Source organism: Fimbriimonadaceae bacterium, assembly GCA_019638795.1.
Taxonomy (GTDB): domain Bacteria; phylum Armatimonadota; class Fimbriimonadia; order Fimbriimonadales; family Fimbriimonadaceae; genus JAHBTB01.
The window spans coordinates 211,742-238,536 of record JAHBTB010000005.1 but is presented as its reverse complement, the minus strand read 5'-3'; the positions used below and the strand labels follow the sequence as shown (position 1 = coordinate 238,536).

The 26,795-nt window shown below is 63.1% G+C and carries 23 protein-coding genes and 1 tRNA gene; 20 read left to right on the top strand and 4 right to left on the bottom strand.

Translation table 11 applies throughout. From position 1 onward, the window contains the following. The 5 genes from KF857_08350 to KF857_08330 all read left to right on the top strand — a co-directional run. Positions 1 to 948, top strand: a 948-nt coding sequence (locus KF857_08350; GenBank protein MBX3112005.1) for a hypothetical protein, incomplete at its 5' end; no start/stop codon positions are given. Then, positions 949 to 3,624 (top strand): Z1 domain-containing protein, encoded by a 2,676-nt coding sequence (locus KF857_08345; protein ID MBX3112004.1) that lies wholly within the window; start codon positions 949 to 951, stop codon positions 3,622 to 3,624. Then, positions 3,617 to 4,585, top strand: a complete 969-nt coding sequence (locus KF857_08340) for a PD-(D/E)XK motif protein (protein ID MBX3112003.1) — start codon at positions 3,617 to 3,619, stop codon at positions 4,583 to 4,585. Before KF857_08345 ends, KF857_08340 begins: the two co-directional genes overlap by 8 nt. Positions 4,586 to 4,587: 2 nt before the next feature. Then, positions 4,588 to 6,666 carry an AIPR family protein gene (locus tag KF857_08335; GenBank protein MBX3112002.1) on the top strand — a complete coding sequence of 693 codons (2,079 nt, stop codon included), beginning with the start codon at positions 4,588 to 4,590 and terminating at the stop codon, positions 6,664 to 6,666. Positions 6,667 to 6,963: 297 nt separating this feature from the next. Continuing rightward, positions 6,964 to 7,656, top strand: a complete 693-nt coding sequence (locus KF857_08330; protein ID MBX3112001.1) for a hypothetical protein — start codon at positions 6,964 to 6,966, stop codon at positions 7,654 to 7,656. A 40-nt stretch (positions 7,657 to 7,696) separates the two neighbouring features. Here KF857_08330 and KF857_08325 read toward each other — a convergent pair whose 3' ends face one another. Next, positions 7,697 to 8,119 (bottom strand): acyl-CoA thioesterase, encoded by a 423-nt coding sequence (locus tag KF857_08325; protein ID MBX3112000.1) that lies wholly within the window; start codon positions 8,117 to 8,119, stop codon positions 7,697 to 7,699. 41 nt (positions 8,120 to 8,160) lie between these two features. Between KF857_08325 and KF857_08320 the strand changes: the two genes are divergently transcribed. From KF857_08320 to purM, 11 genes are all read left to right on the top strand, one after another. After that, entirely contained in the window at positions 8,161 to 8,946 is a 786-nt protein-coding gene (locus tag KF857_08320; protein MBX3111999.1) for an ATP-binding cassette domain-containing protein, read from the top strand. Beyond that, complete coding sequence (locus KF857_08315; GenBank protein MBX3111998.1) at positions 8,924 to 9,808, top strand: ABC transporter permease; 885 nt, start codon at positions 8,924 to 8,926, stop codon at positions 9,806 to 9,808. Before KF857_08320 ends, KF857_08315 begins: the two co-directional genes overlap by 23 nt. Next, on the top strand, positions 9,805 to 10,920 hold the full coding sequence (locus KF857_08310) for a peptidoglycan DD-metalloendopeptidase family protein (GenBank protein MBX3111997.1): 1,116 nt from the start codon (positions 9,805 to 9,807) through the stop codon (positions 10,918 to 10,920). Before KF857_08315 ends, KF857_08310 begins: the two co-directional genes overlap by 4 nt. Positions 10,921 to 10,987: 67 nt before the next feature. Continuing rightward, entirely contained in the window at positions 10,988 to 11,557 is a 570-nt protein-coding gene (gene efp, locus KF857_08305) for an elongation factor P (protein ID MBX3111996.1), read from the top strand. Positions 11,558 to 11,577: 20 nt separating this feature from the next. Further along, complete coding sequence (locus KF857_08300) at positions 11,578 to 12,711, top strand: hypothetical protein (protein MBX3111995.1); 1,134 nt, start codon at positions 11,578 to 11,580, stop codon at positions 12,709 to 12,711. Positions 12,712 to 12,721: 10 nt separating this feature from the next. Then, positions 12,722 to 13,783, top strand: a complete 1,062-nt coding sequence (locus tag KF857_08295; protein MBX3111994.1) for a hypothetical protein — start codon at positions 12,722 to 12,724, stop codon at positions 13,781 to 13,783. Then, a complete protein-coding gene (locus KF857_08290; GenBank protein ID MBX3111993.1) occupies positions 13,780 to 15,993 on the top strand; it encodes a hypothetical protein in 2,214 nt (737 codons plus the stop codon). The genes KF857_08295 and KF857_08290 overlap by 4 nt, the downstream gene beginning before the upstream one ends. A gap of 14 nt (positions 15,994 to 16,007) precedes the next feature. Continuing rightward, a complete protein-coding gene (locus KF857_08285; protein MBX3111992.1) occupies positions 16,008 to 16,232 on the top strand; it encodes a DUF433 domain-containing protein in 225 nt (74 codons plus the stop codon). A 3-nt stretch (positions 16,233 to 16,235) separates the two neighbouring features. Then, complete coding sequence (locus tag KF857_08280; protein MBX3111991.1) at positions 16,236 to 16,613, top strand: DUF5615 family PIN-like protein; 378 nt, start codon at positions 16,236 to 16,238, stop codon at positions 16,611 to 16,613. Between the two features lie 58 nt (positions 16,614 to 16,671). After that, a tRNA-Lys gene (locus tag KF857_08275) sits at positions 16,672 to 16,747 on the top strand. A 20-nt stretch (positions 16,748 to 16,767) separates the two neighbouring features. Then, entirely contained in the window at positions 16,768 to 17,814 is a 1,047-nt protein-coding gene (gene purM, locus KF857_08270; protein ID MBX3111990.1) for a phosphoribosylformylglycinamidine cyclo-ligase, read from the top strand. A gap of 15 nt (positions 17,815 to 17,829) precedes the next feature. Here purM and KF857_08265 read toward each other — a convergent pair whose 3' ends face one another. From KF857_08265 to KF857_08255, 3 genes are read right to left on the bottom strand one after another with little or no spacing between them, the layout of a single operon-like run. Then, positions 17,830 to 18,270 (bottom strand): FHA domain-containing protein, encoded by a 441-nt coding sequence (locus KF857_08265; GenBank protein ID MBX3111989.1) that lies wholly within the window; start codon positions 18,268 to 18,270, stop codon positions 17,830 to 17,832. Next, positions 18,257 to 19,705: a hypothetical protein gene (locus tag KF857_08260; protein MBX3111988.1), complete on the bottom strand. Its 1,449-nt coding sequence runs from the start codon at positions 19,703 to 19,705 to the stop codon at positions 18,257 to 18,259. The genes KF857_08265 and KF857_08260 overlap by 14 nt, the downstream gene beginning before the upstream one ends. Beyond that, positions 19,699 to 20,310 carry a hypothetical protein gene (locus tag KF857_08255; GenBank protein ID MBX3111987.1) on the bottom strand — a complete coding sequence of 204 codons (612 nt, stop codon included), beginning with the start codon at positions 20,308 to 20,310 and terminating at the stop codon, positions 19,699 to 19,701. Before KF857_08255 ends, KF857_08260 begins: the two co-directional genes overlap by 7 nt. Positions 20,311 to 20,558: 248 nt before the next feature. Between KF857_08255 and dnaA the strand changes: the two genes are divergently transcribed. The 4 genes from dnaA to KF857_08235 all read left to right on the top strand — a co-directional run bounded on the left by dnaA (position 20,559) and on the right by KF857_08235 (position 26,794). Then, positions 20,559 to 21,935 carry a chromosomal replication initiator protein DnaA gene (gene dnaA, locus KF857_08250; protein ID MBX3111986.1) on the top strand — a complete coding sequence of 459 codons (1,377 nt, stop codon included), beginning with the start codon at positions 20,559 to 20,561 and terminating at the stop codon, positions 21,933 to 21,935. A gap of 4 nt (positions 21,936 to 21,939) precedes the next feature. After that, positions 21,940 to 22,701, top strand: a complete 762-nt coding sequence (locus KF857_08245) for a creatininase family protein (protein ID MBX3111985.1) — start codon at positions 21,940 to 21,942, stop codon at positions 22,699 to 22,701. An 8-nt stretch (positions 22,702 to 22,709) separates the two neighbouring features. Further along, a complete protein-coding gene (locus KF857_08240; protein MBX3111984.1) occupies positions 22,710 to 23,255 on the top strand; it encodes an outer membrane beta-barrel protein in 546 nt (181 codons plus the stop codon). A 149-nt stretch (positions 23,256 to 23,404) separates the two neighbouring features. Beyond that, a complete protein-coding gene (locus KF857_08235) occupies positions 23,405 to 26,794 on the top strand; it encodes a zinc-dependent metalloprotease (GenBank protein MBX3111983.1) in 3,390 nt (1,129 codons plus the stop codon). Position 26,795: the final 1 nt, after the last annotated feature.

Below are 26,795 nucleotides of genomic sequence, written 5' to 3'. Positions count from 1 at the left end.
CACCGCGATACTGTGGTCAATGACAAGCTATCGGCCCTTCGCGACCACCTCTCCCTCGTGTTCCACCGCTTTCTCGAAGGCGACGCGCCCACCGGCAAGATTGAGGTCACCGTTAACGGACACCCGTTGAGTCCATTTGATCCGTTTTGCCGTAACAACAAGGCCACCCAGACGCAGCCCAAGGATGTTGTCATGGTGCTCGGGAAAAGAGTAGAGATCCAAGCCTATATATTGCCGCACCATTCGCGACTGAGCCCTCGTGAGTACGAATTTTACCGAACTCGCAGCGACTTTATCTCAAACCAGGGGGTGTACGTTTACCGCAATTGCCGCCTCATGGCCTGGGGTGACTGGTTTCGGTTGGTGCCCAAGGGCGAGTCAACAAAATTGGCCCGTGTTCAGATTGACTTTCCAAGCACTCTTGATGAAGCGTGGACCATCGACATCAAGAAGTCGCGGGCACAACCGCCTCGCATCGTTCGCGACCACCTTCGGCAGATCTTGGCGAAGATCACCGGCGCAGCGGTGAATGTTCACCGTGGGCGCGGTCAAAGGTTGCATCAAGAAACCGAGTCTCCGATCTGGGAACGCTATGCCGACCACGGTCAGATCCGCTACACGTTGAGCCGCACTCATCCGATCGTCGTGCAATTGCTAAACCAACTTGACGACCTCGGGCGGCGAAACCTCGTCGCGCTCCTTGAGGCGATTCCAGCAGCGTTGCCGATTGACCTCATTTACAGTGACTACGCCAGTGACCCCAAGTCCTTCGCAAACCCTGAAACGGATGAGGGCGACGCGTTGGAGCGCCTCCGCGCATTCAAACTTTCCCTCTTTGCAGAAGGACCCTTTGATGCAGAGCAATTCATGAAGATCGTATTCTCAACCCGGCTTTATGACGACCGCAAACTCTTGGTTGAACAGTTTGCCAAGGGGGAGATCGAGTAGATGACCGGGATTCCCGAGCGCAACTTCGTCACCGTTCTCACCGCAGCCGTAAGCCACCGAGATCCCTTGCCTACTCGTGACGAGGTTTTTGGTATGGCGATCAAGTTGGCCACCGACCTGAAGTATACGGGGTCACTCGAAAACGCTGTAGATCAAGCCATGATCTCCATCAACACAAGAATGGGGGCAGGGATTTCCCTCGTAGGTCGAGAATCGCCACACGACTCTGGCTGGGTTCAGAAGCAGCAAATCAATTGGGTTTACTCGGAGGCTTACGAAAGGCTTCTTGGACAGGAAGGATGGTCTGGGGCCGTTGTGCAATCTTTGAGCGATGTGACTCATCGCATTCTCGGACACCTGCAGGATCCTAGCGACCCCGACAGTTGGGACCGCAGGGGCTTGGTCATTGGGCACGTGCAGTCGGGCAAGACTGCCAATTACTTGGGTCTCGTCTGCCGTGCTGCCGATGCAGGCTACAAGTTTATCATCATCGTCGCGGGGATTCATAACAATCTACGCTCGCAAACCCAAGGTCGCGCTGATACCGGATTTGTCGGGCGGTCGAGCGATCCCACGGGACGGCGGGAAGCAATTGGCGTTGGCACACTGGTTGCTGACTTTCCGCACCCGGTCACGCTCACCAACACGGTGAGCGACTTCAGCGTACGAAACGCCAATGTCACAGGTGGCGAAATCAACGACTTCAAAAAGCCAGTTGTCGTGGTCATTAAGAAGAATGTCAGCACCCTCAAGGCCTTATACAATTGGTTGCACGACTTCAATGCGAAGAACGGACAGATCGGCGATGTGCCTATGCTCCTCATTGACGATGAGGCGGACAACGCTTCGGTTGATACAAGTCGCGAGGATGTAAATCCTACCAAGACGAATTACCATCTCCGCAGGATTCTGAGCCTCTTCTCGAAGTCTTGCTATGTCGGCTATACGGCTACGCCTTTTGCCAATATCTTCATCAATCCAGACGCCTACGACGAAGATGTCCGTGCGGATCTTTTTCCGAGAGATTTCATTTACGCGCTCGATGCCCCGTCCTCCTACTTCGGGCCCGACAAGGTCTTTCTTCAAGATGCATCAAGCGAACGGATTCTGCGGCCTAGGCGGTTAGACGATGCCACGGGCTTCGCATCGGTAGGGATCGTGGACATAGACAAATTCGCTGAAGGCGACCACTTGCCCGAAAGCCTGATGCAGGCCTTGGATACCTTCTTCATCGCGAAAGCCATCCGATTGATCAGCGGCCAAGCTAACAAGCACTGTTCAATGCTCGTGAACGTGTCGGCGCGGGTATTGGTTCAGCAGTCTGTCAAAGAAGAGGTTAGCCTCTACCGCAAGCGCTCGCAAGACGCGGTTCTCGCCAACTACGCCATTGGCAACGGGATCAACTGCAACTATCATATGCAACGGCTCAAAGCCGCATATGAGCGTGAGTATGCGACCGCCAAAACGACTTGGGTCGATGTCCTAAAGCACCTTCCCGACGCTATTCAGTCCGTGCGGCTGTTCGTCATCAACAGCAAGTCTGATGAAGTTTTGGACTATGCCGCTTACGATCGGAAAGGTGAGGCGGTCACTGCCATTGCTATTGGCGGCCTTAGCATCTCTCGCGGGCTCACCTTGGAGGGGCTCACGGTCAGCTATATGCACCGCACGACCAGCACGTATGACACGCTGATGCAGATGGGCCGGTGGTTCGGTTACCGTCCCGGTTACGAAGACCTGTGCCGTGTGTATCTGCCTCCGCAGTCAATCGAGTGGTACACGTACATCGCAGAAAAGACCGAAGACTTACGTGACCAGATTCGACGGATGCGCCGCCAAGGAAAGACCCCTAAAGAGTTCGGGCTGTATATGGAGACCCACCCCGACCGACTCCTCATCACCGCGCAGAACAAGATGCGCCATGCCGAAAACGTTGAGCTGGAACGCAATCTATCGGGCAGCCTTGTTGAAACGCACTTACTGCCGATGGATAGCGAGGTCCCCGCGGCCAACGAAGCCCTCATTGCCGAGTATTGGCACAAACGGTTTGGCGGTGAGCTCCACGTGACTCGTAAAGGGTGGGTCTGCAGTGGTGTGCCAATAAACACGGCAGTCGAGTTCTTGGCAAAGTACGACCCTGGGCCTGAGGCGATGCATATTGAGCTCAAGAGTGCCATTGACTTTCTACGTGAACTGTCCCAACAATTCTCACGGGTTGAAGTGCTCCTCATTGATGGCCCCGCTGGAGACGGCAATCCAAGCGAGCACCGTCTAGGTTCTCAGGAGCGGACGGTCGTGACTGACAATGGGGCGTGGAAGATGCCTAAGGATCGAGTCGCCAGCCGTGGCGATGAGCGCCTTGGACTGTCGCCAAATCAGCTGCAACTGGCCTCAGACTATGCCGTTCGCGACCACGAGGAAGACCCGATGCGCAACCCAGAGCCGTCTGACAAACACTTCCGGGAAGCTCGCAACCAGCCGCTGGTGATGATTCACTCACTGCTGGTCAAGGACAAGGAAAGCGGTGAGACGCAGCGGGTTCCCGCAGTTGGCATCAGCTTCCCCTACTTGGAGACTGCTCCTACGGTCAAGGTGAAGGTCAACAAGGTATGGCTCAAGCAGATGCGCGGTCCTTCTGACGACAACGCGGATGAGGAGGACGACTACGATGAGTAAACACCTCCCTTGGGATGACATCCCCGTACCGACGGGTGAGATCAATCGCAGGCTGGCTGCAGCTGGCATGCGTGCGCCTGCCTCGTGGGCAGTCGATCACCAAGGCCGACGCCTGTTCGTGCTTGAATTAGCCGGGGATCATTGGAGTCGCTATCAGCAGAGCGCCGTGAAGGTACATGGGTTGGACATTGACTTGCGCTCGTCGAGCAGTGACAACCAGCTCTTGGTCCTGACTTTGGAGAGTGAGCAAAACATTGACCTATTCCACGTGCTTTGCAATAGCCTCTTGGCCGAGCTTGTTGAGGCGAGGTCTCCGGCATCGGCGTTAGAGACAGCACTTAATCACCTGCGTCGGTGGAAGGCATTCCTCTCAAGCAAACAAGCGCGGGTTCTCAGTTTGGAAGAGATCAGGGGACTGTTTGCCGAGGTTTGGTTCCTGCTTGAGCTCTTGGGCACGCCGGCTGGTGCAAGAGGAGCCGTTGGGGCGTGGCACGGGCCAGAGCGCGCTCAACAAGACTTCATTTTCAGCGACTTAGCGGTTGAGGTGAAGTCGCTGGTGGCAACTGACCCGAGAACAGTGCGTGTTTCATCCGAGAACCAGCTTGATTCTTTACAAAAGCTTCTTTATCTGCTGATCGTCTTCGTAAAGGAATCACGAGACGACTCGGGCCAGTCCCTCAACCAGATCGTGGCCGAGGCCCAATCCCTGATTGCCGGTACAGACGTTGCCTTCGAGTTTGAGTCAAAGCTAGCTGAGTTCGGATATATACCGCTTCGCGAGTACGACCACCCATTGCTCGAAGTGGTTGGGAACCAGCCGTTTAGGGTCGAGGATGGCTTCCCTAGAATCATCAGATCACAGGTTCCGAACGGTGTCATCCGCGTTAAATACCAAATTGAGCTAGAGCACCTCGAGCCATTCAGATGCGACTATCAACTTGTCCTTGGGAGCGTGCCGTAGCCATGGACCTGACCTTGGAGCAGTTCTTTGAGGACTACCGTCAAGAGTACTTGGCGAATGCTGAAGCCAGAGGCGACTTTCAGCTGGCTGAGTTCACCATGCACGTGGCAGAGGACATCCGTGAGAATGGCGATCTTGAAGGGTTCGAGTTCTGTCACTGGGACAGCGGGCGTGGCGCCCGCGTGGACGGGTACTGGTTTGACGATGAAGGGACGCTGAGCCTGTTTGTGGCTGACTTTGAGTTTCGCGACGGCGTTGAGACCCTGACGCAAACAGAGGTTACGAGTGCCCTGAAGCGATCTTCGAATTTCTTCCTCGCCTGCGTGGATAAGGGACTTTACCGTGAACTGGAAGAAACCTCGGCCGAATATGGTCTTGCCCGGCAGATTGCCGACCGAGCCGAAAGCATCCAGAAGGTCAATATCTTCTTAGTTTCAGAGCGGCGCCTCAGCGACCGGGTGAAATCACTGGACGAGAAGGTGCTGGCGGGCCGACCAGTCTCCTACCAAGTTTGGGATATAGACCGGCTCTACCGTCAGCGACTCGCCAGCGGGCAACGCGAACCCTTAGAGATTGACTTCGTTGAAATATTTGATCGCGGGTTACCCTGCCTCAAAGCGCCGCTAGCTTCTAACGAGTACATGTCCTACCTCACGGTGATTCCGGGGCGCATGTTAGCAGACTTGTACGAGCAGTTTGGGGCACGGCTCTTGGAGTCTAATGTTCGGGCCTTCTTGCAGAATCGTGGCGCCATCAACAAGGGCATTCGGTCAACGATCCTTAAAGAGCCTTCGATGTTCTTTGCGTTCAACAACGGGATAACCGCCACTGCGAGCAATGTGGAGGTCGAGGCGACCGACAAGGGGCTCACGATTCGGCGCATCACGGACCTTCAGATTGTGAACGGTGGGCAAACCACCGCTTCATTGTTCCACACACGCCGATCCGATAAAGCATCCCTTTCCGAAGTCTTCGTGCAGATGAAGCTCTCGGTGGTGGACCAATTGCTTGGAGAGCGCATTGTCCCACGGATCGCCGAGTACGCCAACACGCAGAACAAAGTTAGCGCTGCTGACCTATTCTCCAACTCACCATTCCACATACGAATGGAGGAGCTCTCGCGGCGAATGTTTACGCCAGCCGTAATGGGCTCTATTCGTGGCACGAAGTGGTTCTATGAGCGAAGTAGAGGACAGTACCAAGATGAGCTCGCGAAGCGGACTCCGGGCGAGCAGAAGAAGTTCTCGGCAGAGTTTCCGAAGAACCAGATGTTCACCAAAACCGATTTGGCAAAGTTCGAGAACACTTGGGAGGATCACCCTCGATGGGTGAATCTGGGTGCGCAAAAAAACTTCGTGCGCTACGCAGACCGGATTGCCACGGAATGGGAAAAGGATCCGGAATCATTCAACGAGTTTTACTTCAGGCGTGTTATTGCGAGAGCCTTGGTGTTCCGTGCCGCTGAGAAACTGGTGTCTGCTCAGCCTTGGTATGACGGTGGTTACCGAGCCAACATCGTCGCTTACAGTATTGCGCTCATTGCAGAGATCGCACGGATTCGGAGGTGCGTGGTTGACCTCGGACTTACATGGACTACACAAAAGACTGGTGCGGCACTCCTAGACGCTCTCAAGGTCACTGCATCTTTTGCCAATGATGAGCTTCGCAATCCTGCCATCGGCATTTCAAACGTGACCGAGTGGGCAAAGCGCCCAGCCTGTTGGGATCGGATGAAGCTCCGCGTGCCCACTCTCGAGGGGAACTTGCCTTCTGAGTTTTACAGTTTGCTCATTCCGCCGGAGCAGGAGAGGATCGAGAAGAAGGCAGCCAAGAAGGAGCAAATCGTGATAGACGGTGTCGCCGCAGTTTCCCAAGTCATGGAAGTCTCGGCAGGCACGTGGCGACAGATTAGGAGCCACTTGGCCAATCAAAGGGTCCTCACCGACAAGGAAGCAAGTATTCTGGGCGTTGTGACTAAGGAACCCCAGGGCATACCTTCGGACAAGCAGGCTCTCATCTTGGTGGAGTTACTGAGACGGGGAGAAAACGAGGGCATCAGAATTGTGCGCAACCGTCAATAGGAAAGGCCCGATGTGTCCTTTTTCGCGCCAGTATGGTGAGGATCCTCAAGGCGATGGATCGGCCACGAGAAATGGGCTTGCTCTGAAGTTGCCTCGGGGAATGCACTTTGGGTGACCTGGCTTCGCACAGGTACCCGTCAAGAGTGATGAGTCATCTCGGTCAGCTTGATAGTGTGAGATGGTCGCCGATTTGTTTTGTAGAACCAGACCGGATCCTATAGTTCTGCAACATTGCCAATTCTGAAACTTGTAGCATGAGCGCAGATTCGCGTCTGTCTCATCACGGGAAGAGCAACAATGGCTAAAGCCGAACTAGGAATCCTTCTCCAGGACTTGCGTGGCAAGGCTGGAAACGTCGTCTTTCAGGGTAGCCGCGACGGCTTGGTCGTCCGCCCCCGCGTGAAAGGCACTAACCCGGACACCCCGGCCCAGCAGGCCGTCCGCGAAAACTTCTCCCATGCCGGTGCCCTTTGGCGCACCTTTACCAAACAACAGGTGCAAGCATGGCGCAACTACGCCGCCCACGTCACCAAGCACAACAGCGTCACCGGTAAGGCTTATCACCCCACGCCTTTTGCCGCCTTTGTCGGCCTGGCCAGCAAGTTCCTGCAGGTGAACCCCGCCGGCACCGTCCCCACCGACCCGCCCGCCGCCCCGTTCGACGGCGACAACCTCACCTGGACGGTCACCCCGGCCGCGGGCAAGATCACCTTCACCCCCAGCGCCGCCAACAGCGCGGGCTGCACCACCGAGTTCCTGCTCCAGCCCTTGGCCAACGCCAACCGCAAGCCCAGCAAGAAGGCGTACAAGAGCTACGGCTTCCACGCCTTCGCCACCACCACCGGCTGGGACGTCACCGTCGGGGCGGGCACCTATGCCGTCGCCGTCCGCTACGTCAACCCCGCCACCGGCCAGGAGACCGGCCTCGAGACGCTCGAAGTCAGCCAGGTCACCGTCAGCCTCGCCAAGCCCGGCAAGAAGGCGGCCTGACCCGGCCCGGGCCAGGACGGGGGCCCGCCCCCGCCTGGCCCTAGGCCAGCGTCTCGAAGTCGGCGGGGTCCCGGTCGAACATCTCCCGCACGTGCGGCGGCACCGAGACCGCCTTTCGCGCCTCGCCCATCAGCACGTGCCACGTGTAGCCCTCGGTGACGAGGCTCCCCCCGACCAGCAGCTGGTACTTGAACTGGACCGCCGCGCGGCGCACTTCCTCCAGCCACACCCGGACGGTCACGAGGTCGTCGTACTTGACTTCGCCCCGGTAGCGCACCAACACCTCGACGACGGGGAGCATGTAGCCCATCCCCTCCAGCTGCTTGTAGGTGAACCCGCGGTCGCGGCACCACGCCCCCCGGGCCTGTTCCAGCCAGAGCAGGTAGTTCGCGTAATAGGCGTGGCCCATCTGGTCGGTTTCCCCGTAACGGACCCTGATCTTCTCCTCGGTGACGGTCGGCACGGTCGGCAAGCGTACCGTCCGCCGGGTACGCTCCTCCGCCAGTGGGCGGCAGAGAAGAACTCCCTCCTTACGTCCGGTTCGACCACGTCGAGGTGATGTACAACGAACTGGTCGCCGGGTTGCGCGGCGTCACCCTCGACGTCGCGGGCCAGGAGTTCGTCTATCTGTGCGGGCCGACCGGCTCGGGCAAGAGCACGATGCTCAAGCTGCTCAGCCGCCAGATCAAGCCCACCAAGGGCCGGGTCCTCATCGACGGCGAGGACGTCGGCGCCCTCCCCCAGGCCGAGGTGCCGTACCTGCGCCGGGCCATGGGGATCGTGCCCCAGGATTTCGCCCTGCTCCCCAACAAGAAGGTGTGGGAGAACGTCGCCTACGCGATGCGGGCGGTCGGGCGGACGCGGCGCGAGGTCCGGCAGATGGTGCCCGACATCCTCGACAAAGTCCACATCCTCCACCGCGCCGACGCCTACCCGCACGAACTCAGTGGCGGCGAGCAGCAGCGGGTGGCGATCGGGCGGGCCCTCATCAACGACCCGCCCCTCCTCCTCGCCGACGAGCCGACCGGCAACCTGGACCCCGGGCACAGCGAAGAGATCATGGAGATCTTGTGCGGCCTGAACGCCCAAGGGACGACCGTGCTGGTCGCGACGCACGACGTGATGGTGATGCGGCGGTTCCCCCGCCGCACGGTGAGCCTGGAGTTTGGCCGCGTGGTCTCGGACACGCCCGCCCTGACCGAAGCGGTGGTCGAGGCGATCGAGCAGGGCACGGGGCATCGGGAGGTACCCGAAGAAGAGGAGACGGATGGACTGGTTGGACAGAGTTGAGTTCCTGCTGGGCGAGGCCCTGGTCTCGCTCCGACGGAACACGTGGATGACGTTCGCCTCGGTCACGACCTGCGCGATGGCGCTCTTCGTGCTGGGCGGCCTGGGCTCGGCCTACCTGGGTCTGACCGGCTACGCCCAAAAGATCGCGGGCCGGTTCGAGATGAAGGTCTTCGTCAAGGACGGGGTCGGCCCCGACGCGGTCAAGGCCCTCGGTGACACGATCAAGAAGGTGGACGGCGTCGAGTCGGTCACCCACCAGTCGCGGGAGGAGGTCTGGGAGGCGTTCAAGAAGGACAATCCCGGCATCGACGTGAAGGGCCTGGAGATCGACAACCCGATGCCCGACGCCTTCGTCGTCCGGTTCTCCGAACTCGCCAAGGCCAAATCGGTCGCCGACAAGGTGGGCAAGATGGACGGGGTCGAGAAGGCCCTCTACCTCGCCGACGAGCAGAGTTTCCTCGACCAAGCCATGTCGGCCGTCCGGTGGCTGGGGGCCCTGGTCGGCGGGATGCTCCTTGTCACCAGCGGGGTGCTGATCTACAACACGATCCGGCTGACCATCGTCGCCCGCCGCCGCGAGATACGGACGATGCAGATCGTCGGGGCGACGCCCTTCACCGTCTGGACGCCGATGCTGATCGAAGGGGCCGTGCAGGGGGTCGTCGGCGGCCTGCTCGCGACCCTCGTGCTCGGCGTGGTGTACGCGGTGGTCGGGGCCCTCGCGTCGGGGCTGATGGCGTTCCGCCTCCAGGCCGCGTACCCCTTCGGCCCGATGCTGGCCCTGCTCGGGGTGGTCGGCGCGGCCTACGGGGTCGTGTGCTCCGCCCTGGCCCTGCGCGAGCCCGCGGAGGCCAAGGCTTGAAGAGACTCCTCGCCGTCGCGCTGTGCCTGGTGGCGGTGGCCGCCCTCAGCGGCGGGCAAGACAAGGCGAGGACGCTCAACAACAAGCTGGGCAGCATCAAGAAGAAGGCCCAGACCCTGCGGAGCGAGATCAGGCGGAACTCGAACAAGCAGAGCCAGGTCATCGACGAGATGAGGTGGGTGGACGACCAGATATCGAAGCTGGACGACCGGCTCGACGCCAGCCGTGAAAAGCTCGACGGGGCCAAGGACACCCAGAAGAAGCTGGCCGCCGACCTCGCCAAGGAGTCGGCGAGCCTGTCCGGGGTGAAGGGCGAGGCCGCCCGCCGCCTGCGGGCCATGGCGATGCGGGGCTCGGAGACCGTCCTGAGCGTCCTCGTCGGATCGAAGAGCGTCGGCGACTTTGCCGCCCGCAAGGCCCTGGTGGAGCGCGTCGCCCAGCACGACAAGGAACTGTTCCAGAAGGTGCGGACGATCCGCGACCGGGTCTTGGCCAAGAAGCAGGCGCAGGACGCCGTCGTCGCCAAGGTGGCCCGGCTGACCCGCGGCATCCAGGCCGACAAGGACGAGATGAAGGCGGCCCAACTGAAGAAGCGGAAGATGCTCGCGCAGTTGGAGTCGACCAAAGACCGGCTGGAAGACCAGCTGGACGAGATGGAAGACCAGAGCCGCGCCATCGAGGCCCAATTGCTCGCCCACCAAGCGCGGTCAGGCGGCACGGTGTACGCCGGAGGGCGGTTCATGAAGCCGGCGAAGGGGCCGATCGTGAGCCGGTTCGGCAACCGCTACCACCCGATCCTCCACAAGAGCCGGCTCCACGCCGGGCTCGACATCGGCGCGGGGTACGGCTCGACCATCGTCGCCGCCGCGGCGGGGACGGTCGTGTCGGCGGGCTGGCGCGGCGGGTACGGCAACTGCGTCGTCATCGACCACGGGGGCGGCATTTCGACCCTGTACGGCCACATGAGCAAGATCTCCGTGAGCGACGGCCAGCGGGTGGCGCGGGGCCAAAAACTCGGCGCGGTCGGCGCGACGGGGCTGGCCACCGGCCCCCACCTGCACTGGGAAGTCCGGGTGAACGGCAGGCCGGTCGATCCGGCGGGACGGTTCTGAGTCCAGCCGTCGAACCTGGCGATGAGGCATAATTGACAGGCCGCCACCATCGGCGCGGGGTTACCTCTTGGCAATCGACACAAGCGACTTCAAGAACGGCATGGCATTCTACATGGACGGTGTCGTGCACCAGATCACCGAGTTCCAGCACGTGAAACCGGGCAAAGGCGGCGCGTTTGTGCGCACCCGGCTCCGGAACCTGAAGACCGGTGCGACTTACGAGAAGACGTTCCGCTCGGGCGAGCGCTTCGAGCCCGCGTTTCTGGAGAAGGTCGAATACCAGTTCCTGTTCAAGTCGGGCGACGAGCTGACCCTCATGGACATGGACTCCTACGAGCAGATCCAGGTGCCGATGGCCGCCTTGGGCGACCAGGTGCCGTTCCTCAAGGACGACATGATGGTCACGGCCATGGTCGCCGGTGACGAGGTGTTGGGGTACGAGATCCCCGCCTTCGGCGAATACGAGGTCGTCCAGACCGACCCGGCCTACAAGGGGGACACCGTCAGCGGCGGCAGCACCAAGCCGGCGACTCTGGAGAGCGGCGCGGTGATCCAGGTGCCGTTCCACATCAAGGAAGGCGAGACGATCAAAGTCGACACGAGGTCCGGGGAATACCTGGAGCGGGTCAAGCGTTGATTCAGTAGTCAGAGGCAGGCATGGCCAGACCAGGCGGTGACGAGAGGTTTTCGGGGCTCAGCGACACGATCACTGGGTTCTTTGACAATGTCGCGCGGTTCCTGACCTGGGCCGGTGGGTTGGCGTCGGTCGTCGGCGTCGGCTTTCTCATCTTCACCTACACCCAGGCCGGGGCGGGGGCGAACGCCGCCCAAGTCGCCCAGAACGTCCAGCTTTTCGGCCAAGCGGCCCTGATCGGGGTCATCGCCGTCTCCATCGGCGTCGGCTGGCTGATGTGGGGCGAGGAGACCGTCGGCCTGATCCTCCTGATCATCGGCCTGGCCCTTGTCTTCTCCCCGTCGTACCTGCCCGGCATGCTGGGGGCCCAGCCCTCCGAGCAGGGGTCCAAGGCCATGGAGGCTTTGGCCGGGGCGGGATACCCGGCGGCGATCATCGGCTTCCTGCTGATCGTCGGGCATATCGCCATGGTGGTGCGCACCCGCGCCTCGCAAGGGTCGCGCGCCGACCAGATGAAGTACGGGCAGGGCATCAAAGAAGAGTCCGACGTCCGCAACGTCATCCTGGGCAAGTGCTGGCAGCTGCCCTATTGCCGCAAGTTCGTGCGCGAGCGGTGCCCGATCTACCACTCCAAGCGGACGTGCTGGAAGGAGCGGGTCGGCTGCATGTGCGAAGAGTCGGTCATCCGCAACGCGATGGAAGGCAAGGTCATCCCCGCCGACGTCGTCGCGGCGAGCAAGTTCATCCCCCAGAACCACAAGCTGACCGCCCAGCAAAAGTTTGAGCGCTGCAAGCAGTGCATCATCTACAACGAGCACCAGAAGCACAAGTACAAGCTCGCCCTGCCCATGGCGACGGTCGGGGTCGCGGTGGTCTATGTCTTTTCGCGCGGACCGGCCGGCGAGTTCATCAAGACCAAGCTCGTGTCCGTCGAGGCCGCGACCAAGAAGGCGACTTTCGCCAACGACCAGAACCAGCAACCGGCGGTCGACCCCAAGACCGGGCGTCCTCAGGCCAAGCTGGTCAGCGAAGACGTCACGAGCATCAAGAGCGGGTTCATCCCCTACCACGAGATCTTGTACTTCGTCTTCGTCCTCGTGCTCCTCGCCTACCTGGTGAAGTTCATCGAGTACCTCTTCTTCAAGCTGAAGGTGTGAGGGCAGGCAGATGAGGCAGGCGGTCGAGCCAATCGTCCTCAACGGCTCGCACGGCGAGGGCGGCGGAGCGTTGTTGCGGACCGTCTTGGCCATGTCCGCGCTCACCCAGCAGGCGACCCGCGTCCATTCGGTGCGCGGGGCCTTGCGCAAGAAGGGCCTCAACGCGGAAGACCTCACCTTTGTCCAGGTCCTCGCCCGGTCGTGCGACGCCGAGGTCGAGGGTGACGAGTTGGACTCGGAAGTCCTGGTCTTCAAACCAAGGCGACCGGCCCGGGCGGTGACGGGCCGCTTCGACGTCCATGCGCATATGCAGGGCCGGGTGCCGGGTTCGGCACTGATCGTGCTCGCCTCGGTGCTGCCCACGCTGGCGCGGACGGGGGCCTACAGCCAAGTCACCGTCTTCGGCGAGACCCATAACAACAACACGTTGGGATATGACGCCTTTGTCCGGTCCACCGCTCCGGCGCTCCGGCGCATGGGCCTGTACTGCTACCCGTCGCTGGCGTCGACCGGCTTCGGCATGGGAGGCCGGGGCGAGGTGTATTGCGACATCGAGCCCAGCGCGACGACCGGGGTGGACTGGCGGCTCCGAGGGGCGTTGGTCGCGTGCGGCGCCGAGGTCACGGTGAGCGGGATGGCCCCCGAGGCGGGCGAACGAGCCCGGGTGGCCCTGGGCCAACTCTTTGCCGGGCGTGGCCTGGACGCCGAGGTGGAGGTCAACGAGGTCCAGGGCCGCGAGCCCGGACTGTCCGTCACGGTCTGGGCGGAGCACGAGACTGGGTTCGGCTCGGGGTCAGCCGTGCTCCAGCGGGGCATGACCGTGCCCGTGACGGTGCAGCGCGCTTGGCAAGGGTTTGTGGACTGGCACGGCACCAACGCCGCCGTGGACGCCTTCCTGGCCGACCAGCTGTTGCTACCCGCCGTCTTTGCCGAAGGCAAAACGGTCCTGACCACACCGCAGGTCACCCGCCGCCTCATCACCATGGCCTGGGCGGTGAAGCAGTTCCTGCCGATCAAGGTCACGATCGTAGGCCGCGAGGGTGAACCGGGGACGGTGACGGTGGAACGATGAATTGGACGGTCGACTATGGCGACGGCCCGCACGAGGTCACGTTGCCCCACGTCTTTTGGGACGACCGGGTGGACGTCCGTTGGGAGGGCCCGGCCACCTACCGCGCCTCGCTGACGGCACGGACCGGACAGTGGCTCGTCTTTGACGGCGTTTCCTACGAAGCGGTCGTCAGCATCGACGGTGCGCTCGTCCTCACCCACCGGGGAATCTGGGACGCCTTTTCCATCGACCTCGCGCCCTGGGACGGCCAGACGGTCGAGGTCGAAGTCAAAGTCACCAAGAACGGCGGGACGGCGTTTCCCGTCAAAGACGTCCTCAGCGGGTTCTTGCCCTACGTCGACACGACGTTCGGCGGCCTCTACCGCCCGGTCCGGGTCGTCGAGTCCGCCACCGACCCGCTGGCTCCCAAGCCAAAGCCTCAGCAGCGGATCAGCGTCCAAGGCACCAAGCTATGGCTGGACGACCGCCCTTGGACCATGCGCGGCGTCCTGACCTGGGGCTGGTATCCCGACTACCGCCACACGGCCCCACCCCTTGAGGTCTTTGAAGATGACTGGAAGCGGGTCAAGGACCTCGGCTTCAACACGGTCAAGTTCTGCCTGTGGCTGCCGCCCCACGACGCGCTTGAGGCCCTGAAGAAGGCCGGCCTCGTCGCATGGGTCGAGTTACCTTTGTGGATGCCGACCGGCGACGCCGCCCGCCTGGCCGAGATGGAGGAGGAGATCAAGAGGATCGTCCTCCAGTACCGCCATCACGACAACATCGTCTGCTGGACGGTCGGGTGCGAGCTCAGCGAGTCGACCCCGCCTGATTTTCGGCGTCGGTTGACCGAGTTCGTGGTGGAGGAGACGGGTTGCCCATTGGTCAAGGACAACTCGGGCGGGGCCGAGATGTACGGCGGTGACCCTCGCGAGTACGGCACCTTCGACGACTTCCATCCCTATTGCGACCTGATGTACTACCCCCAGGTGCTCCAGTCCCTGGCCCACGGGCCACGGGAGAAGCGGCCGATTCTGCTGGGGGAGTTCAACGACTTTGACCACGTCCGTGATCTGGACGCCCTGGCCCGGGACATGCCGTACTGGGCCAGCAACGACCCCGCCCTCAATGACCAGGGGGTGAAGTGGCAATACGATTTTCCCCCGATGCTGGAGAGAGGGGAAGGATTTAGGTGGAACGTCAGCGGCGCTTTCAGCTTTCTTGCCGCGCAGGAGGCCAGTGCCTATAAGGCTGAGTTCATCCGAAAACGGGTGATGGAGTCGGTCGCGTCGTTGGAGGACATGTCGGGTTGGGTCATCACGGGCTGGGATGACACTCCGATCTCGACTTCTGGCGTCAGTCGTGGCCCGCGGTCGATGTGGAGGGGCCGCTACCCTTATTGCCACACCGACCAGTTCTTCCTGGTGCCCCGACGGTCACCGCCTTGGGTCCACGGCGGAAACCGGCCCGGCTGGCATAGCGTGGGCTGCCACTTCGCCGGGCTTGTCCAGGTGTCCGTCGGCGTCCGCTCGGATGTAGGGGGCCCGGTCCGGCGGCGGAGGCTCATTGACCGGGTGGACGGTACGTCGATTGCCGACGAGGTGCTGGAGTTCGAGACCTGTGCCAGAGTCCCCAGTCCGGCATTCCGGTGGGAAGGAGATTTGCCTGCGGGACACTATGGCCTTGGCCTCCTAGCACTTGATGGCGCGGAGGAATGGTCGACGTTCTTCCATGTTGTCGAGCCGTTGAGTGCTGAAGACCTCCGCGGCTACCGGATCGCCGACCGAGAGGGACACCCTCTGGCCGGGCTGCCCTGGGACACGGACGGACGACTGGTGGCCGTGGACGACCAAGACACGGCCGGTGCGGCGGTGGCCTTCGGTGTGCGGGCTGGCACGCAGCCGGCACCGTTTTGGCGCGAGTGCGTCCAAATGGCCGAGACGGGGTTCGAACAACTCGGCGACCTCACGCTCCTCCACGACGTCGCCAGCGACTGTGTCCTGCCGCCCGACGACGAAGTCCTCCTTCGCCGCATCGACACCCGTACGTACCAGGCAGGCAGCTACATCACGCGCCGACCGGACGGCCAGATCGTCACCACCCTCCGTCCGTGGGGCGGGTTGGGGGTGCAGCCGCCGGACATGCGACACAACCCGGCTGGGCATTGGCTGGTCCGCGAGCTCATTCGGCTTCATCGAACTGGAATTCAATTGCCGCAACGTATACTTTGATGCAGGTGGGTGAAATGGATCGAATCGTCGCGGATCCTCAAGTCATGGGGGGGAAGCCCTGTGTGAGGGGCACCCGGGTCACTGTCGGCGCACTCGTCGGACTTCTTGCGGCCCGTCGAGAGATTGCTGAAATCTTGGACATGTATCCGTACATCGAGGAGGAGGATGTCAGGCAGGCCTTGTCCTATGCAGCTTGGCGCTCGGAGGAGCGCGAAACGGAGATTGGCCAAGCGAGCTGATTGGTGCGCTTGCTCCTTGACATGAACCTGTCGCCATCTTGGGTGGCGGTATTAAGCGAGTCTGGACACGACACGGAGCATTGGTCGAACATCGGTCCGGGAGACGCCAGTGACCAAGAGGTCTTGGCCTATGCGGCTCAACAAGACCGTGTGCTCTTGACCCATGACCTCGATTTCGGTGCCATTCTCGCCGCGACCGGGAGGAGCCGCCCGAGCGTACTGCAGATTCGGAGCCACGACATTGACCCGGCGACGTCAGGTCGCTCTATTCTTGAGGCGATCGACTGGTTTCAGGCTGAGCTTGTCCAAGGCGCTTTGGTCAGTCTCGACGTCAAGGGTGGCCGGGCCCGCCTGTTGCCGATCGAGAAAGGGCCACGGTGACGGACGGGCAGGGCGGACCTGACCAAGAAGCCCTGAGCGGGTATCTTCAAGCCCGCTGGAGTCGTTAGCTCAGTCGGTAGAGCAACGCCCTTTTAAGGCGTGGGTCCTGGGTTCGAGTCCCAGACGACTCACCAGCTCCCTCTCCGAGGACGCGATGGCCGACCACCCCATGACCTACGCCGGCGCCGGCGTCGACATCGACCAGGCGGAACGCTCGCTGCGCGGGGTCGCCGAAGCGATCAAGGCCACCCACAACGAAAACGTGGTCGGCGGAGTCGGCGGGTTCGGGGCGATGTACGCCGCCAACTTTGGGGACATGGCCCGGCCCGTCCTCGTCAGCAGCGTCGACGGGGTGGGCACCAAGACCAAGGTGGCGGCCATGGTGGGGGATTACTCCGGCATCGGCCAAGACATCGTCAACCACTGCGTCAACGACATCCTGTGCCAAGGGGCAAAACCGCTCTTCTTCTTGGACTACTTCGGTTGCAGCCGTCTGGAGCCAGCCGCGTTCCACCAGGTCGTCACCGGTGCGGCCGAAGCCTGCCAGGCGGTGGGTTGCGCCCTCGTCGGCGGTGAGACGGCCGAGATGCCCGGCGTCTATGCCGACGAAGAGATCGACGTCGTCGGGGCGATTGTCGGGGTGGTGGACGCGTCTCGGCGCCTTCCTCGGCCCAAGCCGAAGCCGGGTGACAAACTGGTCGGTATCGCCAGCAACGGCCTGCACACCAACGGTTACTCGTTGGCCCGACGCGCTTTCTTCGAGGTCGGCGGGTTTAGCGTGCGAGACCCCTTGCCGGGTGGTGACGGGGTGGAGACCATTGGCGACGCCTTGCTCCGGCCGCATCTTTGCTACTTCAACGCGGTCTATCCGCTAATCCAGCAAACTGAGGCAGTCTATGCGGCGGCTCATATCACGGGGGGCGGCATTGCTGGCAACCTCACCCGGGTCATGCCTTCTGACCTGACCGCCGTCATCTACCAGCGCAACTGGGTGCCCCTGCCCGTGTTCAAAGCGGTCCAGGTGCTCGGTCAAGTCTCGGACGCGGAGATGTTCCGGGCCTTCAACATGGGGATCGGGATGGTTTTGGTCGTCGACTCCGAATCGGTGCCGATGGTCATCGGGCACCTCGAGTCGTCCGGCGTCCATGCCGCCGAGATCGGTGAGCTCCAAGACGGCACCCCCGACGTCCAGATCGTCTAGGGCCCGCAGACCGACTTATCCGGGAGCTGTGCGGAAGACAAACCGGGCGTTGCCCAGAGCGATCTCGTCGCCGTCCGTGACGACGGTCTCGTCGATCTTTTGGAAGTCCCCGTCGCGCAGGACGTAGGTGCCGTTTGACGAGCCCAGGTCAGCGAGTTTATAGCCCTCGTCGTCGTGGGTGATCTTGGCATGCTTGCGGCTGACGTAGCTTCCCTCGGGGATCGCGGCCAAATCGACGTCGACAGGCCCGACAGCGGGGTCGAACCGCCCGACCGTGGCCGGCGGGGAGAAGAAGAAAACCTCCTCGGTCTCGGCCCCGGCCCTCTTCACCACGAGGCGCGGAAGGTCGGTCGTCGCGTCGCCAGGCAGAGGCGGCGGCTCGGCCGGTGCCGTCTCGGCATGCGTCGTGCCGTCGTTCTCTTCGACGGCGGCCACAGGCTCGTCAGTCTGGCTCATGTTTTCCCTTATTGGACGCTGATCCCAGCGACAAGAGCACGGCGGTCACCGCGAACGCCGGAACAAGTGTCCCGATCCCGACGTTGGTCCCCGCGAGTCCTCCAAAAAGATTGTAACCGAAGACGCTGTCCGGTAGCTTGACGTTGAGGTCGGGGTTGCCGTTGGCGCGCCCCCAAAACATCCACGCCAGTCCGGTCGCCGCACCGGCCGCCATGCTGACCGCCGTCCAGACGTCACGGGCGGGCTTACCCCGGTAGGCGACCCAGACCGGCCAGAGAAGGGCCCCGACGATCGCGCCGCTCCAGGCGTACCAGAGGGCGACGACGCTTTGGATGTTGAGGGCGAGGGCCACGGCGGCGACGAGGGCGGCGGCCACGCCGACGCGGGTGGCGGTGAGTTCGTCCCGCCCGGGAACGACCCGGCACAGGACGTCACGGCCGGCGGACGCGCCGCTGACCAAGGCGTAGCTGACCAGGGCGGTGGTGACGGTACCCGCCATGCCGACGAGAAACAGAGCCTTGACCCCCGTCGGCAGGACGGCCTGGGCAAAGAGGGGGAAGAGGAGCACCTTGTTCTCGGGCATCGGGTCCACCGCTCGAAGGGCAAGGAGGCCGACGCTGACGCTGAGGAAGTCGAACACCATCCAGCAGACCACGCTCACGAGCACGCCGCGGCGGCCGACCTCCGGAGAGGCCGCGCTGGCGGCCCGCTGGTGAAAGCCCGGGTCGACCAGGGTCCACGCCCCCAGGATGAAGAACGTGGCGACGGCCACTGGCCCCGCCCCACCGTCAACCTGAGCGAGGTGCGGTTCAAGTCCGCGCAGGTCGAACGGGGAACCGAACCGGGCGACGCCGACCGCCAAGGCCACGGCAAAGCCGACGTACATGAGGGTGAAGGACAGCACCGACACCCTGACGTCCGCCAGCAGGCCCCCCTTGAAAAGGAACAGCGACCCGACTGCGACGCCCAGGACGACGGAGACGACCAGCGGCTGGCCGGTCAGGGCCTGCGTCAGGGTGCCGAGCATCAGGGCGTGGGCGGCGGGCACGGCCATGAGGATCAGGAGCACGGCACCGACAAGGGCCGACCACTTGCCGAACGCGGCCTCCAGGCGGTCGGGGATGCTGATCTGGTCAGCCTCGCGGACCCGCTTGGACAACCACAAAGCGTAAACGACCCCGAAGACGTAGAAGGGGACGCCAAGCAGGAGCCACGTGCCGACGCCGTAGTAGGAGACTGACTCACCGATCCCCAGGATGCCGCCGTACCAGGTGGCGACCAGGGAGGTCACGAAGAACGGCAACGTCAACGAACGCCCCGCGGCAAGGAACTGGAGCACGCTGGAGTCGCGCAACTTGGCCGAGAAGCCCAGGCCGAGCAACAGGGCGGTGAACACGGCGACGACCGCCCAGTCCAGCGGGGCGAGGGTCACCATGGGACAAGAGCGGCCGGGTCGCGTTCGACGATCACCAGTGCGGCCCCTTCCGCCTCGACGACAAGGGGGCCGGGGTCGATGACGTTCGAAATGCTCGTCTTAAAACTGGCGTCTGGCCCGACCGGCCAGCGGGCGCCTTTGATCGTCACGGGTCGGCATCCCATGTTGACGACCGAAAACCGGTGCCCGGTGTCCTCGCCCCATGTGAACGGGGCGTCACCCTTGGCCACGAACCCGAGGCCACGGCGGAGGACGACGAGGACGGCCAAAGGGCTGGCGGCCAAGCGGTGCAGGCCGACAAGGACATGGTCAAGGCGGTCGCCCTCGATGCCAAGGACGACGAGGCGGGAGTGGCCGTCCCCCCTCACCACGTCGAGGAGCTTGTCTAGGTCGCTGGTCTCTTGGTCGGCACTCTGGACCACCCGGAGGCCCTCCCGTGAACCCTTGAAGCTGTCCATGTCGCCGACGACGGTCGGCCGGAAGCCCAGGGCCAGGAGGCGGTCCGCCCCCGAGTCGGCGGCGTAAAGGTCCGTGGCCGTGGCTGACCAGACCCGGACGACTTCGTCGGGCAGGTCGCGCCCACCCAGCATCGCGACCGCGGACATGGGGTTATTGTGGCCCGGCGTCCTCGATATCGTCCCGGCGACCCATCCGGGCCTTGACAACCAAATATCCTTCGCTTTTTGTCCAAGCGTCCGTGGGGAGGGCCGGGGTCGGCATGGCCGAGTCTCGAAAGACCCTTTGCCCGGTGAGCCGGGGGCCGAAAATGTCCCTCAAAATCTTGCGGGCAGGCGCCGTGGTCCGTGTGTATACTCGCCCCCACTTCCTTCCCCTGTCGGGGTGTTTTTCAGTTATGGACCAGTTCTCTCTCGACGAGCCTCAGGATCAGATCCTCCTCCGCCAAGCGTGGGACCACGCCTTGGCGCGGGTGAAAGACCGTGTGCCGGTGACGAGTTTCGAGCGCTTCTTGCGCCCGCTCAAGCCATGCGGCAACGCGGACGGCCGGGTCACGTTTATGGCTCCGGGCAAATTCATCCAGGAGTGGGTCCAAGAGAAGTACATCGAACTCTTGGAGGAAGCCCTGGGCGACGAGCTGGGCCAGACTGTCACGGTCGAGTTGAGGGTGGAGACCAGGGAGAAACCGGTGACCCCGACGAGCCCGGTCAAGGTCGCCACGGTGCCGATTTCGGTGGAGACATCGGTCTTCAGGCCGTCAGAAAAGTACTCGTTCGACCGGTTCGTCGTCGGTCAGAGCAACCGCTTGGCCTTTGCCGGTGCCAAGGCCGTCGCCGCCGCACCGGGGCAGAAGTACAACCCCCTGTTCATTTACGGCCAGTCGGGGCTGGGGAAGACCCACCTGCTCCACGGCATCGCCAACGAGATCCTCGCCCGCGAACCGGGCTTCCCCGTGACCTACATCACGGCCCAGCAGTTCGCCGAGGAGTTTGTCCACGCCCTACAGAACAACCGGATCGACCAGTTTAGGCGCGCCCAAAGGTCGGTTAACGTCTGGCTCGTCGACGACATCCAGTTCGTCGCCGGCAAGGACAAGACCCAAGAAGAGATCTTCCACACCTTCAATTACCTGCAAGGCATGGGCAAGCAGATCGTCCTGTGCTCCGACCGCCCGCCCCGGGACCTGCTCCTGATGGACGAGCGTCTGCGCTCCCGGTTTGAGAGCGGTTTGGTGGCGGACGTCCAGATGCCCGACACGGAGACGCGCTGCGCGATCATCCTCAAAAAGGCCGAGCAGGAGCGCGTGGCGATCGACCACGCCACGGCGATGTACCTGGCCGAACGGGTGCCGGGCAACGTCCGCATCCTGGAGGGGGCCCTGACCAAGCTGGCCGCCCAGGCGAGCCTCGAGGCCCTTCCCCTGAGCCTGGAACTTGCCGAAGCGATGGTGGACCAGTACTACCAGACCGTCGGGATCGCCAAGCCGAGTTTCGACCAGATCTTGGGCATGGTCAGCAAGCACTTCCAGATTGATGTCAGCGAGATCCGGGGCACAAGCCGCAAGGCGCCCATCGCCCACGCCCGCCATGTGGCGGTCTACATGACCCGGGAGATCACCGGCGATTCATGGAAGCACATCGGCGCTTTGTTCGGGAACCGTGACCACACGTCGATGATGCACGGGTACAAGAAGATCCGCGACATGATGGACCGCGACAAGGAACTCAACTCGTCGGTGCGGATGCTCATGCGCGACCTGTACCCGGAGGTGTGACGGCTTGAAGCTTGCCGAGGCGGCCTGGCCGGAGGTCGACGGCTTTTCCCGCGACGCCGTCGTGCTCGTCCCGACGGGGTCCCTGGAGCAACACGGCCCTCACCTGCCCCTGCTCACCGACTCCATTTTGGCCACGGCGGTCGCCGAAGCGGTGGAGTCCCGGCTGGTTGACCGGGTGGTGCTGACCCCGACGGTCTGGTTGGGGGCTTCGGCGCACCATCTTTCCTATCCGGGTTCGCTTTCGGCGAGTTTTGCCGGCTATCACGAGACCGTCCTCGCCATTGTCCGGTCGCTGGCCCGGCATGGGTTCTGGAAGTTCTACGTCGTCAACGGTCACGGGGGCAACACCGAGCCGAACGGCGTCGCCATGCGGTCGCTGAAGGAAGAGTTCCCCCACGCTGTGCTCGGTCACATCGGCTATTTCAACTTTGTCAGCCCTGACGCTCTGGCGACCTTGCGGGGCCCGCTTAAGGTCATCGCCCACGCTTGCGAGGCAGAGACGAGCCTCATGCTCCATGTCGCGCCCGGACTCGTCCGCACCGACCGGCTCACCGACGACGGCCTGCAGGTCGAGCCACCGGTGCCGGGGGTCGTGGCCTTTTTCGACGAGGTGAGTGAGAAGGGGCCGATCGGCCACGCCACGTTTGCCCGTGCCGAGACCGGCCAAAGACTCTTTGAGTCGGCCGTCGACGGCTTGACCGAGGCAGTGTCGGCACTGGCGGCGGGTATCGGGTTCCGGGGCATCTCCTCGGTCGAACCGGTATAGTGACGGGCATGCGACGGTGTCTCGTCCCTGCGGCCGTGTTGGCGGCCATGGTCGTCCCGGCGGCCTCTTTCGCCCAAAACCAAGTCGGCCCCAAGGTCGGTCTGTTCATCCCGTCCAGCGGCACCTTGCGAGACGCGATCGGTAGCAGTTGGTTCAGCATCGGCCTCGGCAACGTCAACCCGGACAACTACAGCCGGACCAAGATCGCCCCGGACCTCAATTTCATCACCGGCGACAGCGGCGGTAGCCGCGTCGTCATCGTCGCCTACACCCTGGGCATGACCCAACCGCTCAGCGCGGCCGGGATCGGCAACCGCAACTTCCGCCCCTATTTCGCCTACCGCGGCGGGCTCAGTTACACCGACTACGCGGTGAACACCGGCGGCGGGAGGGTCAGCGGCAAGCGGTTGGGCTATGACATCAACGCCGAGATCGGCGTCGTGTTCCAGAACAACCTCAGCCTTTCGGCACGGTACGACCTCGTGAGCGAGCACGACGGTCTTAACTTCAATGGCCTGTCGTTGAATTTGCGCTGGGGCATCGCCAAGTTTTAGGCGGCCCCGGGCCTGACCTGCCGGCCTGGCAACCTTTGCGGTTGTCAGGCCGGTATCAATTTGCGTCCCGCCCGTGCGTAGGACGCCTCGGCACACCGAACATCAAGGAACCTATGACTTTTACGTGCCCTTCCAGGTTATCCTGGAGCATGGCCCCGGCCAGCCGCCTACGCGCCTCCGCCCACCTCGCCGCTCTTGCCCTCGCCACCGCCGTCGTCGCCTACCCGACCGGTGCAACCAGACACGACGACAAAGTCGTGCTCCGCGTCAAAGGCACGGTGGGGCAGACCGCGACCTACAAGTCGGAATGGTCGATGACCCTTCAGGCCGGGGAAGGCAAGGTCGTCGTGACGACGGCCGAAGAGTCCTCGGTGAAAGTCAAGGAGGTCGGGGCAGACGGTTCGGTGACGACCGAGCACAAGACGACGTCCTCGGTGACCTCGATCAACGGTGCCCAGCAACCGGCCGAAGAGCCCAAGGGCATGACGACCATCAAGCAGTCGCCCAACGGCGTGGTCTTGTCCTACGAGGACTCCGAGGCCGACGCGGACGACCCCAACAAGGACCTGAACATCCGGCTGTCCCAGGCCGGCACCGTGGCGTTCAGCGACAAGGCGGTCGGCGTGGGCGACAAGTGGACGATGACGTTTGCGGCCGACAAGGCCCACGACAAACGAGCGGCGAAGGGCGACTACGAGATCGTCGGGACCGAGGACGTGCGCGGGGCCAAGTGCTTCAAGGTGAAGTACTCGTACACCGAGACGGAGGGCTCGCCCCAATTGCGGCAGTCCGGCACCGCCTGGGTGGAGATCGCCAGCGGCGACACCCTTCAAGACGAGTTCAAGATCAGTGGGCTGGTCATCAAGAACGACGACGGTGACCTTGCCGGAGAAGCGGCGGGGCGCTCGGGGCGTCAGTCGGGCACTCTGATGGCCGGGGCGCCGAGCCAGACCGCCCCCACCAAACCGGCGGAACCCGCCAAACCGACCAGCGACGCCTTTGACGCCAAGGTCAAGGGGTTTGAGAAGACCGAAGGGGTCTTCACCGTCTACCGGCAGACGAAGGACGGGCGCACGAAGGCGTATCTGGAGATCAAGGAAGACCAACTGGGGAAGCCGTTACTGCTTCAGGCCACCGCTGCAACTGGCACTGGCGACGGCCGGTTGACCGCCGGTGACCCGCTGGCCGACCTCGTCTTTGAGTTCCGCAAGTCCCCGACGGAGAAGCTGTTCATGACGGTACCGAACACCCGGTTCCGGACGAACGCCGACACCCCGATGGCACGGGCGCTCAAGCGGTCGTTTGCCGACACGAACCTCGACTCGTTCTCGATTGAGGCGCACAACCCCGAGCGTAAGAGCCTCCTCATCGATGTCAGCAACTTCTTTTTGAGTGACATCGGCCAGGTCGCCGCGCAACTGATGGGGCCGCCGATGTTCGGCGGGCCGGCGGGCGGCCCGTTTGTCCTGGACCGTGAAAAGACCTACGTCGCCTCGATCAAGGCCTTGCCCGGCAACCTCGCCGTCCGGACGGTCTACAGCTTCATCAGTGGGCGGGGGCCCCAGGCGGCGGCCCAGCCGGGTGCGGCATCGACCCTGGCTGATCCCCATGGCACCATCGCGGCCGTCGAGTTCAGCCTGGCCCCATTGCCCGTCGACAACGGCTACCGCCCTCGGCAGTACGACCAAAGGATCGGCTACTTCACCGCCGACTACGACGACTATTCGAACGACACGAGGCTGGACCGGGAAAAGAAGCTGATCGTCCGATGGGACCTGCGCAAGAAGGACCCGAAGGCGGCGGTGAGCGAACCGGTCCAACCCATCGTGTTTTGGATATCCAACGACGTCCCCGTCGAGTACCGGCAAGTGGTGCGTGAAGGGATCCTCAGTTGGAACCCGGCTCTGGAGAAGGCCGGGTTCAAGAACGCGGTCAGGGTCGAACAAATGCCGGACGACGCGGACTGGGACCCGTCCGACGTCCGCTACAACGTCATCCGCTGGGTCACCTCGCCCGACGACGCCTATGCCGTCTCGCATCCCCGCGTCAACCCGCTGACGGGGCAGATCCTCAATGCCCAGATCGTCGTCGACGCGAACATGACGAGGGGTACGACGCTCGAAAAGCAATACCTCGTGAGCCCTGAGGCGCTGTTCGCCCGTCTCGAACCCGGCAAACGGTCGCCTCTCGCCCGCAACCGGTGCGAGATCGGGCCGCAAGGCGCGATGGTGCGCGCCGTCGGCATGCTCGCGGCCGAAGACCTGGGCGTCATCGACGACCAAGAGTACGTCCGGCAGTCCCTGCGCCACACCGTGGCCCACGAGTTCGGCCACATCTTGGGCCTGCGGCACAACTTCGCCGCGTCGACGACCTACTCTCTCGCCGAACTCGGCGACGCGGCCAAGGTGGCGGAGAACGGTGCGGCCAGTTCGGTCATGGACTACCTCCCGTTCAACCTGGCGGCGATCACGAGTAAAGGGACGCCGTTCTATGTGGCCAAGCCCGGGGTCTACGACGAGTGGGCGGTGCGGTACGGGTACACCGACTTCGGTACGGCCCGGGCCGCCGACGACAAAGGGTTCCTGGAACACATCGCCTCCGAGACCGGCCAGCCTGGCAAGGTCTACCTGAGCGACGAGTTTGCCGACGGCGTCGACCCCGACGTCACCCGGTTCGACTTGGGCAAGGACCCCGCCGACTACTGGGCGGGCTATGCGGGCCTGCTCCACCGGCTCACCTTCGACCTTAAGGACAAGGCACCGCGCCAAGGCAACAGCTACTTCGACCTGACGCGACGGTACTTCGCCTACTTGAACCAATACATCTCGTCGGCCTCAGAGCTGACGCGGTTCATCGGGGGTGTGGTCAAGTCGTCGTCGAAGAAGGGAGACGACCACGGGCGCCCGCCGATCCGCCCGGTCGACGCGGCGACCCAGCGCAAAGCGCTGGCGACGATCAACCGGTACTTCCTCGGTCCCGAAGCGTTCGACTTTCCCAAGGACCTCTACAGCTACTTCCAGGCGAACCCCGAGATGACCGAAGAGGCCGGCATGGCCAATGCCGGTGAGTTCTTCCCGGTGGTCTCGCGCTATATGCTGGTGCAGCGACTGGTCCTTCGGACCGTTCTGGGGGCGGGGACGGCGACCCGGGTCATGGAGCAGGAGTTCAAGGCCAAGGACGCCTCCACGACGCTGACCCTCGCCGAACTCTACGACTCCACCCTGCAGAGCGTCTGGGCGGAGACGGCGACGGGGACCGACGTGAACCCGATGCGCCGCCAACTTCAGCGCACCCACCTGCAGACCGTGATCGACAACGCCTTGGGGCGGGGTACCGGGCCGGAAGAAGTGCGCTCGATCTCATGGGCCGAGCTCAGAGAGATCGCCCGGCGGATCAAGGCTGCCGACGGCAAGGCGAAGGGGCCGACCAAGCTCCACTATGACGAGTGCCTGGCACGGATCGAGCGGGCCGTCGGTGCGAAGGAAAGCCTGGGAGGTGGCGGAGCGATCAGCCTCCGCGACCTCCTGGGTGGCGGCTAGT

What these genes read in the sequence shown, in the direction of transcription:
- KF857_08290 (MBX3111993.1), top strand. Translation starts at nt 13,780, where the DNA reads ATGAATTGGACGGTCGACTATGGCGACGGCCCGCACGAGGTCACGTTG.
- KF857_08335 (MBX3112002.1), top strand. Translation starts at nt 4,588, where the DNA reads ATGGACCTGACCTTGGAGCAGTTCTTTGAGGACTACCGTCAAGAGTAC.
- KF857_08300 (MBX3111995.1), top strand. Translation starts at nt 11,578, where the DNA reads ATGGCCAGACCAGGCGGTGACGAGAGGTTTTCGGGGCTCAGCGACACG.
- KF857_08255 (MBX3111987.1), bottom strand. Translation starts at nt 20,310, where the DNA reads ATGTCCGCGGTCGCGATGCTGGGTGGGCGCGACCTGCCCGACGAAGTC.
- KF857_08330 (MBX3112001.1), top strand. Translation starts at nt 6,964, where the DNA reads ATGGCTAAAGCCGAACTAGGAATCCTTCTCCAGGACTTGCGTGGCAAG.
- KF857_08265 (MBX3111989.1), bottom strand. Translation starts at nt 18,270, where the DNA reads ATGAGCCAGACTGACGAGCCTGTGGCCGCCGTCGAAGAGAACGACGGC.
- KF857_08240 (MBX3111984.1), top strand. Translation starts at nt 22,710, where the DNA reads ATGCGACGGTGTCTCGTCCCTGCGGCCGTGTTGGCGGCCATGGTCGTC.
- dnaA (MBX3111986.1), top strand. Translation starts at nt 20,559, where the DNA reads ATGGACCAGTTCTCTCTCGACGAGCCTCAGGATCAGATCCTCCTCCGC.
- KF857_08295 (MBX3111994.1), top strand. Translation starts at nt 12,722, where the DNA reads ATGAGGCAGGCGGTCGAGCCAATCGTCCTCAACGGCTCGCACGGCGAG.
- purM (MBX3111990.1), top strand. Translation starts at nt 16,768, where the DNA reads ATGGCCGACCACCCCATGACCTACGCCGGCGCCGGCGTCGACATCGAC.
- KF857_08345 (MBX3112004.1), top strand. Translation starts at nt 949, where the DNA reads ATGACCGGGATTCCCGAGCGCAACTTCGTCACCGTTCTCACCGCAGCC.
- KF857_08260 (MBX3111988.1), bottom strand. Translation starts at nt 19,705, where the DNA reads ATGGTGACCCTCGCCCCGCTGGACTGGGCGGTCGTCGCCGTGTTCACC.
- KF857_08285 (MBX3111992.1), top strand. Translation starts at nt 16,008, where the DNA reads ATGGATCGAATCGTCGCGGATCCTCAAGTCATGGGGGGGAAGCCCTGT.
- KF857_08340 (MBX3112003.1), top strand. Translation starts at nt 3,617, where the DNA reads ATGAGTAAACACCTCCCTTGGGATGACATCCCCGTACCGACGGGTGAG.
- KF857_08315 (MBX3111998.1), top strand. Translation starts at nt 8,924, where the DNA reads ATGGACTGGTTGGACAGAGTTGAGTTCCTGCTGGGCGAGGCCCTGGTC.
- KF857_08235 (MBX3111983.1), top strand. Translation starts at nt 23,405, where the DNA reads ATGGCCCCGGCCAGCCGCCTACGCGCCTCCGCCCACCTCGCCGCTCTT.